The sequence below is a fragment of the Olleya sp. UBA1516 genome, from assembly GCF_002323495.1.
Classification (GTDB): Bacteria; Bacteroidota; Bacteroidia; order Flavobacteriales; family Flavobacteriaceae; genus Olleya.
This window is the reverse complement of the sequence record NZ_DCQO01000021.1, coordinates 45906-63157: the sequence shown is the minus strand read 5'-3', so window position 1 is coordinate 63157 and position 17252 is coordinate 45906. Positions and strand designations below refer to the sequence as shown.

Here is a 17252-nt window from a genome sequence, read left to right as displayed (position 1 = left end):
ATATAACTACGCTTTCAACTCTTCAAGCTTTCCTTGAAACATTTTAATTTCGTCACGTAATTTAGCAGCAATAATAAAGTCTAATTGCTTGGCAGCTTCCTCCATCATTTTACGTTTTTCTCTAATTTTCTTTTCTAAATCACCTTTACTTAAATACTCGCTTTCAGGCTCTGCAGCACGTGCAGCTTCCAACTCATAACTATAAGTACTAACAGAGTTTTGCGTTAAAGCACTATCTAAGCTTTTATTTAATGCCATAGGCACTAATTTGTTTTCTGTATTGTAGGCTATTTGTTTTTCACGTCTATATTCGGTTTCGTCAATAGTTTTTTGCATACTATTGGTTATTTTGTCAGCATACATAATTGCTTTTCCGTTAAGGTTACGCGCAGCACGACCAACGGTTTGCGTTAATGATCTTGCAGATCTTAAAAAACCTTCCTTATCAGCATCTAAAATAGCCACTAAAGAGACTTCTGGTAAATCTAAACCTTCACGTAGTAGGTTTACACCAACCAAAACATCATAAATACCTTTACGCAAATCTTGCATAATTTGGACACGCTCTAAAGTATCCACATCACTATGTATGTAGTTCACTCTAATATTGATTCGGCTTAAATATTTGGTCAATTCTTCAGCCATACGTTTAGTTAATGTGGTAACCAAAGTACGCTCGTCTTGTTCAATGCGCTGTTGTATTTCTTCAATTAAATCATCTATTTGATTTAAGCTTGGCCTAACTTCAATTATCGGATCTAATAGACCAGTTGGACGTATCACTTGCTCTACATAAAGTCCATCTGTTTTTTGCAGCTCGTAATCTGCTGGAGTAGCACTTACGTAAATTACTTGATTTTGCAAGGCTTCAAACTCTTCAAATTTTAAAGGTCTGTTGTCCATTGCAGCAGGTAATCTAAAACCGTAATCGACTAAGTTTTCTTTTCTGCTTCGGTCACCACCATACATAGCGTGTACTTGGGAAACAGTCACGTGACTTTCGTCAACGACCATCAAATAATCATCCGGAAAATAATCTAATAAACAGAAAGGACGTGTACCAGGCTCACGACCATCAAGGTAACGTGAGTAGTTTTCAATTCCAGAACAATAACCCAATTCGCGTATCATTTCTAAATCAAACTCGGTACGTTCTTTTAATCGTTTTGCTTCTAGGTGTTTTCCTATTTCTTTAAAGTAATCGTATTGCTTAACTAAATCGTCTTGTATAGATTTTATAGCATTTTGTAACACGTCTGGAGAGGTTACAAACATATTTGCAGGATAGATTGTTAGTCTATCGTATTTTTCAACTATTTCGTTTGTTTGAATATTAAAGGATTCAATCTCTTCAATTTCATCTCCAAAAAAGTGAATTCGAAACGCGTCATCTGCATAACTAGGAAAAATATCCACTGTATCTCCTTTTATTCTGAAATTACCATGTTTAAAATCAGCTTCCGTACGTGAGTATAAACTTTGTACTAGCTGATGCAATAATTTGGTACGTGAAATTTGTTGGTCAACTTCAATGGAAATAACATTTTTTTGAAACTCGACTGGATTTCCAATACCATATAGACAAGATACTGATGCTATAACGATTACATCACGACGACCTGATAATAGGGAAGAGGTTGTGCTTAATCGCATTTTCTCTATCTCTTCGTTAATAGATAAATCTTTTTCTATGTACACACCAGAAGTTGGTATATAAGCTTCAGGTTGGTAATAATCATAATAAGACACAAAATACTCGACAGCATTATCAGGAAAAAACTGTTTAAACTCAGAGTATAACTGTGCAGCTAATGTTTTGTTATGTGCTAAAACTAATGTTGGTTTTTGTGTTTCTTCAATAACATTGGCAACAGTAAATGTTTTACCAGAACCTGTAACACCAAGTAACGTTTGGTATTTATCTTGTCCATTTAATCCACCAACCAATTGTTTGATTGCTTGAGGTTGATCTCCTGTGGGTTTAAACTCTGATTTGATTTTGAATTTCATAATGTAAAATTACAGAATATTAAGCAGATATTTATTTAAAGGAAGGTTAAGGTTTTGGTTTAAAAAAAGAGTCACAATTATTTAATTTAAAATCTTAAATTAATAATTGGATATACTAACGTACTGGTTTAGTGCTTTTTTTACTAAAATAAAAACGAGGAATAACCCTAAATAGTTTGCAAAAAAAATGACTAAAGCTGTAGCTGAAAATTAAACCTTTACATACTAAATCATATTATATCTAAAGCTATCAGTTGCTCAAGCGAATTTAGTATAAAAGTCAAGCTATTAGAAACATTAAGTTAACGAATTAAACTAAAATGACCTCTGATTTTTTGGCCATTAGATCTAGAAACTAAATACCAGTAATCATTACTAGGTAATAATTGGCCATTTAAAGTACCATCCCAACCTGAGGATTGTGGATTTAATAGATGAATTAACTTACCATAGCGATCAAATATTTTAATATCTAAATCTGTATTAAAAGTATCATTAATACCTATTGGTTTCCAGTATTGATTGTAATTATCTCCATTTGGAGTAAAAAATTGAGGAAAGCCTAAGATAGCAATGGTTTGCTCTGACATTCCGCAGCCATCAATTTCTCTAACATAAACTATATGTATGCCTGGAGACACATTTGAAAACGAATTAAAGGATTGATATGTCCCATTGTCTAAAGCATATTCAAATGCTCCTGTATTGGATAGTGTTACAGTAATTGTATTATTGGATGTCAATTCTGTATAGGCTACATTTTCAATAATGGGTGCTTCAATTGAAGTAACTGTTATGTCTCTGGTGTTTGAACAACCGTTGGTACCAGTAATAATAACAGTATAAACTCCTATTTGGTTTGCTTCAATAAAAGAGGTGTTTACTCCAGTGTCTACTCCGTTTAATAACCATTGGTAATAGTAGTTGTTAGGCGAATCATTTAATACTCCACCAACCAAAGTTATGGTGTCAGGATAGTTATTTAAACAATATTCAAAGCTTTCGTTTTCCGAAATTTCTGGTGTAAAAAGTACATGTAAGTTAACGTCTGTTACAGCATAACAATCCGATCCATTAGTGGTTACTTGTGCATAAATGGTTTGAAAATCTGGAATTGTAGACCCGAAGTTTGTTGGCAACGGATTGTTTTCCGCGAAAGCGTCCTCTTGCGTTAAATAATAATTTACAGTAGCTCCTGCTGGAACTAAAGGTGCAATTTGCGTGCTTACTTGGCTTAAATCAAAAGTGGTTAATCCATCAATTATGGCATCGTCACAAGCGTCTAAATTATAAGCAGGTAAATTATTATTTGAAATTTGTAACGTTATCTGACTTATAGCTGTACAACTGGATAAATTATTTATGACTAAAGCGTAAACCACTTGATTGATGGTAGTATTTTGAAAACTATCAGGCGTTGTTATGGCATTTATTTGTTGTTCTGCATCTGTTAGCGAATTATAAAAACCAATGATAGATAAATCTGGATTACCAACAGTAATGGTTTGATCTGTATCAAATAAATTATAAGTTGTTATGCCATCTTGTTCTAAATCGCATTGGGTTAAGGTTGTGCTTATGGTTGTAGGTGCAGGAAATTGCTCGATCACAATTTCGCCATAAGATATGCAACCATTAGATAAGGTTACCTCTACGTTGTAAGTTCCAGTATCTGCTACAGTTAGGATTGGATTAACTTCTGTAAGAAGCTCTGTACCATCTTTAAACCATTTGTAAATTATGGCTCCAGTTTGTGTAGCATCTAGGTCTATGCTTTGGTTTTCGCATAGTGCGTTGTTTGTAGACTCAAGTAAGTTTGGACCTAAATCTGTAGTTAATTCAAAACTTCCAGCTTCTAAAAATACAGCAGAATCATATCTGTAGTTTTGTTCATCTGCGATTACCAATTTAACTTCGTAAGTGGTATTAGGTACAGTGTTAGCTACTGCAGACAGGACTTTGGTTTGACCATTAAAGTTAATTGGTGCAGTATTATCATTCCAGCTTCCAAAGTAAAATTCGTTTTCTTCTTGACAACCACCAGGTATTTCTGGGTGAACAGTTGTTACTTTTACAGGAACTTGAGTGCCAGGAACAAGTGCAATGTTTTGGTAGTCTGTTGTGCCTATTTCACGAATTAAAAATCCAAATAGGTCAGAATATTGACATGTATTGGCGTTGTTTTCTTGATATTCTTCTGAAGCAAAAATATAATTAAAGCTAATTTGTGTAGCCTCAGAGGTAAACTGAAACTCTAATATGGTTGCATTTAAAGTATTAGTTTCGTCTAGTGCAATCTCCAAATCTTGGTCACCATCCCAACCAGAAGCATCATCATCACTTAAAGAATCGTTAGGACCATCTACATTACTTAAACGACCTGTACTTAAAACAATTCCGCTTTGAAAAGGAAATGTTGTACCTGTGGCGTCAAAATATCCATAACTTTGGTCTGATCCTCCAAAATTACCACCAACAACATTAGTTACTTGTACATTTGTAATACAACTACTATCAATTAAGATATCCTCTACAAGTTGCTGAGGTGTATAGGTTTGAACATCTGTAACTACGTTTTGAGCAGATGAAAAACTTACAATTAAAAATAGAATAATAAAGAGTCTTTTTTGCATGCCTTTTTAATGGTTTGCAAAGGTAAAAAAACAATTTTTGTTAAATGAAATTTGAAATGTTAAAGCTTAAGTGTAAAATGTCCTTTTTTCTGAAACGCTATAGCGCCTTTTTTTATGTCTGCAACGTACCAATAATCACTTGCAGGCATTAAGTTACCATTATATCTACCATCCCATCCAAGAGAAGCATGTGTTAATGTTTTAAGTAATTTACCATAACGATCGTAAATATTAACCACAGTACCTTTAAGTTGGTTTACACCAGTAATATGCCAATAATCAAAATAGCCATCACCATTAGGTGTAACAAATTTTGGTACATCTATTATAACTACCTCTTTGGTTGTTGAGTTACATCCATTTAAATCTATTACAGTTATTGTATGTGGACCAATTGGTACGTTACCAAAAATGTTAGAGTCTTGAGGGTCTAAGTCGTCAAGCTGATATAAATAATCACCAATACCAGAAACGGTTACTGTAATATTATTTGGGTCTGAAAAATCTACTGTTTCGGTAAAGTCAATAGTTGCAGCTTCTGACTCTGAAACGGTAAAAGTCGCTGTAGAAGTACAGCCAAATTGTGATGTAACGGTTACTGAGTATGTTCCAATTTCTGTAATTTCAATATAACTTAAACTGCTACTTGTAGACCAGCTATAACTGTCTGTTGGGATATTAGTTTCGGCAGTTACTATTAATGGTAAGTTTTCTAAACATAACACTTGGTCTTCAATGTCTACTTCTGGTTTTCTGTTAACAATAGTCGCAAAGCTAGTGGTATTAAAACATCCTGTAGCGTTGTTTTCTATTCTTACATAATATAATGTGTTGTTTTCTGAGTCTACAAGTAAATCTGTTAATGCATTTGTATTATTAATAGCATCGTTTTGTGTTGTAAAATAAGATACACTAAAGTCACTAGGACTTTGTCCAGCTAATGCAAAAGGTGTTTGTTGACTTAAATCAAAGATGGAGAATGTGTCAAAATCATCATCGCAATTTTGTAAATCTAACAATGTACCTAAATTAGGTGTTGGGTTTACTGCCAAAACAAAAGGTTGAATAGTAAAACAAGTACTGCCTGTGTAATTAGCACGAGCAAATAAAGTATTATTTGCCACACTATAAACGTAATTTGTGTTTAATGGATTTTGTTCTGCTTGAGCATCTGCTTGAGTAGCGTAAAAAGTAATTTGAATGTCTAATGATGTGTCAATCAATGCATTTAGTGCATTGTTTAAATTATATGTAAAAGTAGCATCTTCGCAAATATCTAAAACTACGTTTGGAGTAATAGTAGGAGGCACGTCTACAATTAAATCTAAAGGTATTTGTGCATAACAATTAGATACAGTATTAGATATTTTAATAAACACAGTCTGTGGATTAGATGTGTTGGTAAAATTAGAAGGATCACTAATTTGATTTGTTCCAAGCTCTAGATCTGAAACAGATGTAAAATATTCAATTACAATATTGTCTTGTCTAATAGATAAAACCTCTACTTCTGATTGTGTTAAATCAAAACTAGTAAAGCCATCTAAATCATCATCACATTGTTGTAACGCACTAGCTACATTAGTTTGTGGTACAGCAATAACGTTAAATTCAAAACTAGTAATACCTTTACAGTAAGTACCATTATCTACAGTAACAAAAATTTGCTGTGGATTAACGGTTGTTGTAAAGTTATTAGGTAAAGGATTAGATTGTGTTTCGGCATCAGCCATATTAAGGTGATAAGTGATGCTTAAAGTTTCAGGAGAACCTGCACTGATTTGTGTTGAAATTTCTGAAAGATTAAAGGTTTCAAAACCATCATTACTAACATCGTCACAAACAAATACATCTGTAGGATTGTTGTAGATTGGGTTAGAACCCACTTCTATTTGAAAAGATGAGGTACCATAACAATCTGTATTGGTATAATTTTGAACACGAACATATATGGTTTGAGGGTTTGATGTGTTTTCAAAAACGGTTGTTTTGTCTATAGCATTGCTGTTGCTATCTGCATCAGCTTGCGATAAAAAATAAAGAACTTCCTTACCAATTTGTCCATTTAATATTTCTGTGTCTTTATCAATAAAAATAAATTCTCCAATTTGATTACCATCAGTCTCACAATTAATTAATGTTGTTATTGGATTAAAAACAGGTAATGTATTTACATAAATAGTGATAACCTCAATAGAAAAACAACCAGTAATACTATTTTCTATTCTTGCAAAAACCATTTGCGTATTAGCGTTATAGTTTTGGTAATCTGCTATGGCATCTGTATTACTTTGTGCATTGACTTGAGAGTTATGAAATGTGATTGTTCTGTCTGATGTGTCAGTTACCATTTGATTAATAGTAGTTGATAAATCAATTATTGAAAAACCATCTTGATCGTCATCACAAACCAATATGTTATCAGGAGTTGTTGTGGTTGGAGCAGGTAATACATTAATTGTTAGGCTTGATGTAGCACTGCAACTATTCTCGTTTTGTACACGTACATAAACCGTTAATGGATTAACTGTATTGTAATAAAACGCAGGTAAAGGATTGGAGTTAGACTGACTGTCTGCTTGAGTTTCAAAGTAAGAAACCGTTCCACCTGCAATATCTGTTGCAACGTAATCATCAAACGTATGTAAATCTATACTAGTAAAACCATCGTCATCTGTGTCACAATAATCTTGAGAGGTTAGTGTTTGAATATCAAAACCATCGTTGATTATTAATTGTATAGTTGCGTTGTGTGTACATGTTAAGTTATTTAATACAATGTATAATGTTTTTGGCGACGCATTTACGACATATTGTACATTTTGATTAATTGGGTTTATGTTAGCCAATTGATCTGCTTCAGTTTCGTAAAAGTCAATAGTAACATCTTCTAATCCATTAATTATGGCTTCAGCTACTTGTAATAAATCAAAATCTACAATACCATCGTTTGAAGCATCATCGCATTCAAAATAATCTGTTATTTCTGTACCTGTTTCTAATAAAAAAGTGTGAATCTCTAATGGTACTACAGATGCGCAACCAGTTGTGTTATCTTCTACTCTGATAAAAACAGTTTGCTGAAAATCTGTAGTATTAGGGAAGTTGGTCGGATTAGCAATAGGATTTGTACCACTATTAGCGTCATCCAATGTTTCGTGATATGTTACAGTTACATTAGTTAAGCCTTGTAGGACATCATCAATATTTTGAGTTAAATCAAAGGTGTCAAAGCCATCTCCATCAGAATCACAAGCGTCTAACATTTGCGTGTCTGGATTTATTGCAGGATTAACATTGACTTGTATGTCTAAAGTTGTGGTTGTATTGCATCCCGTAGTTATATCTATGATACTAACATATAATGTTTCAGTATTAGTAGCAGGAGTATAAGGCGAAGCTATTGGGTTTAATCCGCTTTCGGCATCAGCCAAATTATAGTGGTAATTAACATTATAATTACTGTTACCATTTGATATTTCGTCATCTTTATCTGTAAGTGGCACAGAAGCACCTCCTGCAGAACATACAGTTAAAGGTGTTGGGTTGGTTATAGTTAAGTAAGGATTAATTATAAGATTAAACGTACCAATATACACACATCCTGAAGCATCATCTTGAACGCGGTAAAATACAGATTGTGTTGATGTTGTACTTAAATAATTTACTATTGCATTTGTGTTATTTTCTGCTTCGGTTTGATTAAGATGAAACGTTGTAGTATACGATGTACTTGGTAAAGCAGCTTCAGCTTCAGATATTTTAATAGATAAATCGAAGTTTTCTTCTCCATCGTTAGATACATCGTCGCATACAATTATGTCTGCTAATATATCTGCAAGTTGTATGCTATTAAGTGTAACGTTTACTGAATCTTCAAACGTGCAAAAATCAGCATTTAAAGGTACAGTAATTTCTACTGTATAATTACCGTCAGTATTTACTAATAATGTACTTCCGGTTTCTCCTGTGATAACAGTGTCATTAAATAACCAAGTGTAAGTTGCTAAAGGATTGTCTGTATTGGCATCCAATGTTACTGTAGCATCACATGTTGTTATATCATCTCCAAGATTTACACTATCTGTAAAACTATTTCCTTCTATAAAAACAGCTGTATCAAAGTTTCGGTCTGTTTGATCTGCTATAATTAATTTTATATTGTATTGTACATTAGGTAATATGCTTGCAGAAGCAGTTAAAACAGTTGTACGACCATTAAAATTTGTATCTCCAATGTTATAACCTTCAAAATAGGCATTGTTTTCTGCAGGACAAAAACCTACGATTTCGTCATGAATTGTATTTGTATTTACAGCAGTAGACGTTCCAGGAACTACTGCAATGTTTTGATAAGGATTACCACTTCCTGCCTCGCGAATTAAAAAAGCAAAACCATCCGAGTATAAACAAGGATATTCAGCAAAATACTCTTCTGAAGCTAAAATGTAATTAAACTGAACATTGCTTGATGTAGAAATAAAATCGAATTGTATAGACGTTGCGTTTAAGGTATTGTCTATGCCTAAAGCAGCTTCTAAATCAGGATCTGTACCCCAAGCAACAGTCCCTTCATTTAAAGGGTTAGTATTTTGTGTGTTTCCTGCTGAAGTAGCGCTACCTGTGGATAGCATTATTCCGTTTTCAAAAGGAAAACCTGAACTTGCATTTTCAAAATAACCAAAACTGGAAAATCCATTAACATTTCCGTTAATGGTAGATGTAATATTTGTTACTTCAACACAACCTTGTACTAAATTATTTTCTACAAGTTGCTGGGCTGTAAATGAGTCGTCTACTGTAATTTGTTGTGCATGAGTAGACAAGCAAAACAAGATAAATGTAGCAATGATTGGGGTTTGTAGGTTAAGTTTCATTGACAATAAGGGAATTTAAATCACGACGAATAACATATTTCATCGTTATACTGTGCAATGATACATTAATTATCGATTAAACGCAATAATTATCGATTAAAAGTTTAAATTAATTGTTTGTTCCTTAATAGTTTACGTAAACCCAACCTGTTTTTGTTTTATATTTTGGATCATTTAAATGAAGTACATAAAAGTAGGTACCTACAGGTACTATTTTACCTTGGTTATTTAGACCTTGGTTTATTTGACCATGCCACTTTAAATTATCATCACCTTTAAATATTAAAGTGCCATAACGATTGTAGATTAATAATTCGTGATTTTCAAAAATGGTATATAAACCTTGTATATTAAAATGGTCGTTATTAGTATCTTGGTTTGGAGAAAAGCCTTGAGGAATATATGGAGGACAATGTTCTGTAAATAAATCAAATTTAAATATGTCAAAACAAATATCTGTCATAGCTGTAATATATATGGTTTGAGGTGTGTGGTTTGAAAAATAATTACTGGGATTTATGATATTGGTATTACTAGAAATAGCTTCTAAGGTTTCAAAAAATGAAAAATCTTGATAAATGGTTGTGTCTATTTGGTTTAATGTCTTAGTTAAATCATAATGCGACTTATTATAACCTTCATCACATGCTAATAATGGATTTAATTGTATGGTTTGTGGTAAGGGTATTAGCTGTATTACTTCAAAGTTATCATTATTAACTTCATTAGTTTCTGTTACAATACCATTATAGGTGCCATCATTATCCACTACAATTTCTAAAATAAAGTTATCAGGAAAAGTATCTGGAACCTGGAAACTGATTTGATTGGTTTCCTCTCCACCAATTAAAATTGTATTGATGGTTTGATTTTGTGCTACCAGAATACCATCTATAAAAAAAGCAATAGGTGTATTTGCAGGCAAACTGTCTGTACTATTATAATTAAATACAGAGTAGTTTACAGTTAATATTCTATCGCTGCAAGTAACCTGGTAATTATTTAATTGGATAGTAGCGTCTGGTAATTGACTATTTAAAACCGTAATAATATTATTGATTATTATTAAATCGGCTCTAAAAGTTCCAACAGAATCTAAACCTCCTGTTGTTAAGTTAATTGTAACCTCTGTGTCTCCTATAGCGATGTTATTTTCTATATTGTAAACATCTAAATCTGCATTATAAAAATCAGTAGCATTAGTAAAAGTATTGGTGCCATTAAATGCATTGTTTGCTAAATTAAGAGGAGGATTGGATAATACATTACCATTAATAGATAGGGATTCGCCATAGTTTAAGGCATTATCACCTTCCCAAGCTAAAAAACCAATTTTGGCATTGTCATTATCAAGGACATTTACATTTTCTAAAACGATAGTTTTGTTTTGTACGTCTCCATTAATAATTTCTAATCCTAAAAATAGATTTACTTGATTTAAAGGAAGTGTACTGTCTTCAAAAATAACATAAAGACTCCATCCTGCATAATTGGTCCTATTATTACAATATCCAGCAGTTGAGGTTAGTACTTCTGAAATATCTAAATCTGCAAATAAGTAGTCACCATTACCATGTGTAATTACCAAATTGGTAACATCTGCATAGCTAGCAAAGTAAGTAAGCAACCCATCAGATCCAGCATTATAAGTAACATTATATGTGTCTTCTGCAATTATTGTTTGGCTATTTAATGAGACTTCAGTATCTCCTGGTCCAGAGCCTGACCAAAACAAATAAGCAGATATTATGTTACTGTCCATAGGCAAGTTGAGACTTGCTTGAGACGAAGGTAAAATACTACAAAAGGATTGCGATAAATTATTTTCGGCTTGATTTAAAGTGTTTCCAATTGCTATATAATCATAACGACCATTAAACTGCTGAAACAGCGTTATATCTTGCGCAATAGTAAATTGCGTTGATAGGGTTAATAGTATTAAAGCAATAATTGTACGATACATCTAATAGCGTTTCATGCTTAAATGTACGAATAACTAGCGTTTTAATGTAAAATGATTTTTATAAATTAAACCATTACTTAAGGTTACTACAAACCAATAATCGTTAGTTGGCATTGGATAGCCATTAAAACTGCCATCCCAACCAATGCTAGAAGGCTTAAATTGATTTAACAATTTGCCATATCTATCAAAAATTTGAACTAGTGCGTTTTTTTTAGAATTGTCACTTAAACCTTCGACTTGCCAATAATCATTTTTACCATCATTATTTGGTGTAAAATAATCTGGAAATTTTATTAACCAAATTGGTGCTTCGGCAACACCACAAAGGTTTTTATCTCTAATATAAACTATGTGGTTACCTGCAGTTGTGTTTTCAAAATTGTTTTCGTTTTGATAAGGACCATTGATATTATCCAAAGCATATTCATAATCACCCAAACCTGAAACAATAACCGTTATTGTTGTGTTATTTGTAATAATTTCTTCTATATAAGGAATACTTGAAGCTGTAACTGTTACCAATCGGTCTGCATAACAGCCTTCAGGATTAGTGGTTGTTATGCTGCTTAAAAGTGTGATTCTTACAATATATTCACCAGGTTGAAATGCATCAATTTGTGGTGTGGTTTCTAAACTTGATAACCACAAAAATGAATATTGATTGTGTGGTAAATCTAAATATCCGACATCAATAGTAACAAAATCTGAGACTGAATTTTTACACAAAAAAACATCTTCATCAGCTACAATTGGAGTAGAAACTGTTACTAAATCTAACGTACTTATAGAAAAACAATCACTAAACGTTCCATTTGATAGTGTTATGTAGATTGTTTGGTTAGTACTTGTTGCGTCGTAATTACTAAAATTTAATATATTATTTTCTGTCTGTTGCGCATCTTCTAAAGTTTCAAAATATGCAATATTATAATCTGGACTCAAGTAAGATGATGGTATTGCATTTTGTAGATTAAATAGATTGTCCGTTTCGCAGCTATATAAAGGGTCTAAAGTTAAAACAGGTGGTTTATCAGTAATGGTTAAGGATCTGTAAAGGGTTTGGTTTTGACCATCTACAATAAAATTTATAGTAATATTAAAGGTACCATAACTTGAAAAAACATGTGTTGGATTTAGTAATGTTGAGGTGTTATTAATGCCAGAAGCAGGATCTCCAAAATCCCATTGTATGGCGTCTATGCTTGTACTAAACTCGGTATAAAACTCTGTGACATCACCAAAACATGTATTATTAAATATGTTTGTAGCGTAAAAATAAGATTGAATAAAAGGTGGTAATCCCAATTGACATATCTTGTCATTTAAATTTACAAATCCTGACAATACATTACAATCCACACCAATAGTATTAGGATCTGTAATTACAGCCATAGACGTTCGGTCAAACTCAGCAACATAAATTTTTCCATCCAACGCTTGTTGTAAGGCACCAAAAGACCCAGTTCTTTGTCCAACGATAATATCAGATGCTATTATGCTTGACGCAGAATTTAAGCCTAAATTGTATTGATGGATAAAGGAAAGGTTTGTATCATAATTTAACTCGCTAACATAAAGTAATTGGCTATCTGGTGAAAACTCGCAACCATAAAACCCTGGATTATTTGTACTTAAATTAGGAATATAAACAGGATTTGTCAGTTGTCCAGTTAGCGCATTAAAATCAAAGACTTCTACTTGACTAACATAACTTACAACCGAAGCTACTTTTTCTCTATTAGGAGAGGCTTTTAAATATCCTATGGTTTGATTAATATCTCCTCCATAATATGTTCCAATACCAGATACAACAGGTGTTGTTGAGACACCTAAATCTGAAACCAGATAACTAACAAACTCGTTACTTTCCCATCTGTGGCTAATAACCCAAATGTCTTCACCATTAGACGCTTCGACAGCTGTAAGTTTTTCTGTAATAGGCGATTCTAGTAAGATGTTTTTATTAGCTGTTACTGCACCTAAACCACCAGATAAAGACAAATCAACTTCAGAAAACCTTAAGCCATTAGATCCAGCTCTGTCGTCGACCGTAAAAATATAATAGATGGTGTCACTATTAGGTTTTGGGATAATTATAGCAGACTGTGTGCTAGAGTCATTTCCTAGCAAATCCAATCCATTAGTCATTATGTCATGGTTTTTGTTCCATACGGTTGATCCATCAGTGTAGATAATCAAGTTTCCGCTATTGTCAGACATACTAGCACAACCTTCGGTAGTATTTAACTGAGAAGCACCTAAAGGTAAAGGATATCCAGAATTAAAATTAAGGCCAGCATTTTCTCCAAATGTCCAGTTTGCTGTTTCATTTTGTGAAAAACAAATAGTAATACAGAGCATTACGGTTGTATATAATATTTGTTTGTTCATATTTTATCTTTTTAAAGTAAAATGACTTTTATAAAGTCTACCATCTTGTAGTTTTACTGTAAACCAATAATCATTTGTTGGGACAGGCAGTCCGTTAAACGTACCATCCCATCCTTTACTTGTAGGTGTAAACTCTGTTAACAATTGACCATATCTATTAAAAATTTGAATTAACGAGTTTGGTTGAAACTGAGACGACACACCATACACTTGCCAATAATCATTTTTTCCATCGTTATTTGGTGTAAAAAACAACGGAAATCCAACTACAGAAAATAATTGATTTACAGTACCGCAATTGTTTTTTGTATCCTTGACATTTACGGTATAAATACCTGGTTTTACGTTATTAAAGATATTACTTTCTTGATAACCAGATGATAAATTTTCTGCGTTTATTATTTCATAAAGGTAATTACCTTCTCCTGACGCTAAAATTGTTATAATATTATTGTTTAAAGTGCCATCAATTACTTCAATATTATCAATAGTAGCTATGTTAGATGCTTCTACAATAATAGTTTTAGTTTTAGAACAGCCATCAGCTGTAGTAGCAGTTACAGTATAAGTTCCAATTGTATTTATGTCTATTGTAGCAGTTGTTTCGCCAGTGGACCAATCATAATAATAGTTATTATTTGTTGGTGTTGATGCACTTAATTGTATTGTTTCAGGAAATTCATTTAAACAATATAAGATGGTTTGATCATCGGATAGTTGAGGTAATGGTTTAACTGTCAAAAATACTTGGTTTATACCGTAACAGGCATTATTGTTTTCTGCTCTAGCATAAATTGTTTGATTATAAGGCGTCGTGTTATTGTATGTAGATGGTAATGCATTTGTTTCTAATAATGCATCATCATAGGTTTCGTAAAAATTTATGGTTATTCCAGTAGGTAGAAGCGTTAGCATGTCTGCCGAAAAATCATTCAAATTAAAGGTGTTTATGCCATCTTCAGATCCTAATTCGTCACACACTATTGGTGGATTATAATCCGAAATTTGTGTTACGCTAACTTCTAAAACAACTTCAGAAATTGCTTTGCAACTTGAAGTAGTATTAGTGACAACAGCATAAATTGTTTGCGGATTGGAAGCATTATTATAGGCTTCAGCATTTAAAGGATTAGTTTCTGTTTCCGCGTTGGTCATACTGCTATAAAAAGTGGTACTTGTATTAGTTGCGTTATTTGTAATATCAGGAATGGCTTGATTTAAGTTGAAAGTTGTAAAACCATCCGGAACACCATCCTCATCACATTGAAACAAGATTTGGTTATTAGCTTCTGGTACAGGGTTAATATTAATAACAAAACTTGACGTAGCATAACAGTCGGTATTATTACTGTTTTCTAATCTAACATATATTGTTTCATTAAAAGGTGTTGTGTTATAATAATTTGTTGGTAATGGATTAGTATTATCATCTGCATCTAACTGCGTGTTATGATAAGAAATATCATAAACAGCAGGACTTAAGGAGTTGTAAACTTGAGCATTATAAGTGGATAAATCTACAGTTGATTGTCCATTTGAGTCATCTCCATCAGTAATATCATCGCAAACAGCCAAATCTACTAGTGTAGCTATGGTAGGCGTATTATAGACTTCTAAATTAAAACTAGTTGTGTCAAAACAATTAGGGTTATTAATATTGTAAACCCTAGCAAAAATGGTTTCAATAGGATTAGAGTTAGTGTATGGACTATCTAATTGGTTTTCGTCTAAATCTGCATCCATTTGAGATAAATAATAGTGCACACTATATTGCATTGGATCTTGACCATTTAATATACTGGCATCCTGCAATTGTAAATCAAATGTTGAGGTTGCATCATTATTATCGTCGCAAATAATTAAGTCGCTTGGTTGTGTTGCTACAGGTATATCGTAATAACTTACTATGGCTTGACCTTCTTTAATCTCGCAGTCACTAGTGCTTGGATCTATGACGACTTCATAATTACCTGCTTCATCAATAAATAACTCATATGGTATAGTTGGAGTTGGGATAGCGACTTCATCTTTAGTCCAAGTATAAATTGCTCCTGGAATAGCTTCGGCAACTAAAGTATACGTATCTCCAGTACATAAAGGTAATATGACGGTGTTTTGGTCATCTGTTGGAATAATGTCTATTTTTTCTGAAAAGTAAGAGGTTATAAAAGGAGGAAGTCCTTGTCTAGAGGAACGACCCATCAAATCAATTACAGCATGTTGATAGTCTGCTGATTGACCAAGATTGTTAGGGTTGTTAATAACGCTTAAAAACGGAGTCCCTTGGTTGTATGTCGCACTTAATGATCGGTAAATTCTACCATTAGGTCCAAGTTGTAAAGCGCTTCTGTACATTACTCTTTGGTCTAATACTTCTTCTGTTGCACTAATATTAGTGGCAGTTAAATCATATTGTAATAAAGCACCATATTGTGCACTTGGATTATCAAAATTAGAACCACTAGTTTCGTAATAAGTGGTGACGTATAATATTTGATTGTTGGGAGAAAACTCGACACCATAAGGGTTTTGTGGTTTTCCGCTAGGCGAAATATTAGTTGCTATAGTAATTGAGTTACTAATAATACCAGTTGCAGGATCAAAGTCCAGTAAGCGTAGTCCATCACTAATATTAGCCATAGCAATTTTTGTTCCGTCAGGAGAAAATTTTAAATACCCTCGTCTTTGGTTTACAGTATATGGTAATGTGGAAATTACAGGTGTGGTATTAATACCTGTTGCGCTGACTTCAAAAGCATAAAAGGTGTTATTGTTAGTATCTGTAGCACTTGAATTTGATAAAGCATCATTACTACCAAAAGCTACAACCCAAATATTTTGTGATTCGCAATCTTTTAAAACAGCACTTAGTTTTTCGCTAGCTTTATGTAATAAAAATTGATTTTTAGCAGTAACATCACCAAAGCCACTATTTAGTGAAATATCAACAATGGAGTAATTAAACCCATTGTCAGGAGTCCCTTCAAAAGTAGTGTCTTGGGTAAAAATATAGTAAATATTTGGGTCACCAGGTTTAGGGACTATTATAGCAGATTGTGTACTGGATTGATTACCAAATAAACCAGTTCCATTAGGCATAATATTATGCTGTCTGTCATAAACATTTTCTCCGTTTGTATAAAATAATAAATTACCTGTACTATCAGATATACTTGTGCAACCTTCCTCAGTAGATAATTGTCCATCTGTTAAAGCACTAACTTCATTGGTTGAAGTGTCAAATGTAATACCTGCATTGTTTCCAAAATACCAGTTGGCAGCTTCGTTTTGAGCAGATAACGTACATGCACATAGTACAGTAAAAATTAATAATATCTTTTTCATTTCTTTTTTCTAGCTAATGCTAGTAAAGAT

Annotated in this window: 6 protein-coding genes; all 6 read right to left on the bottom strand. The window is 32.8% G+C overall.

Going from position 1 to position 17252, the window contains the following annotated elements; genetic code table 11:
* Positions 1-6: 6 nt before the first annotated feature.
* The 6 genes from uvrB to B2989_RS14025 all read right to left on the bottom strand — a co-directional run bounded on the left by uvrB (position 7) and on the right by B2989_RS14025 (position 17222).
* A complete protein-coding gene (gene uvrB / locus B2989_RS14050; protein ID WP_292949683.1) occupies positions 7-2010 on the bottom strand; it encodes an excinuclease ABC subunit UvrB in 2004 nt (667 codons plus the stop codon).
* A 302-nt stretch (positions 2011-2312) separates the two neighbouring features.
* Entirely contained in the window at positions 2313-4643 is a 2331-nt protein-coding gene (locus B2989_RS14045; RefSeq protein ID WP_292949680.1) for a T9SS type B sorting domain-containing protein, read from the bottom strand.
* A 59-nt stretch (positions 4644-4702) separates the two neighbouring features.
* Positions 4703-9520, bottom strand: a complete 4818-nt coding sequence (locus B2989_RS14040; protein ID WP_292949677.1) for a T9SS type B sorting domain-containing protein — start codon at positions 9518-9520, stop codon at positions 4703-4705.
* Positions 9521-9644: 124 nt separating this feature from the next.
* Positions 9645-11483 carry a gliding motility-associated C-terminal domain-containing protein gene (locus tag B2989_RS14035; protein ID WP_292949674.1) on the bottom strand — a complete coding sequence of 613 codons (1839 nt, stop codon included), beginning with the start codon at positions 11481-11483 and terminating at the stop codon, positions 9645-9647.
* A 33-nt stretch (positions 11484-11516) separates the two neighbouring features.
* On the bottom strand, positions 11517-13877 hold the full coding sequence (locus tag B2989_RS14030; RefSeq protein WP_292949671.1) for a T9SS type B sorting domain-containing protein: 2361 nt from the start codon (positions 13875-13877) through the stop codon (positions 11517-11519).
* Positions 13878-13880: 3 nt separating this feature from the next.
* Positions 13881-17222 (bottom strand): T9SS type B sorting domain-containing protein, encoded by a 3342-nt coding sequence (locus tag B2989_RS14025; RefSeq protein WP_292949668.1) that lies wholly within the window; start codon positions 17220-17222, stop codon positions 13881-13883.
* Positions 17223-17252 lie beyond the last annotated feature (30 nt).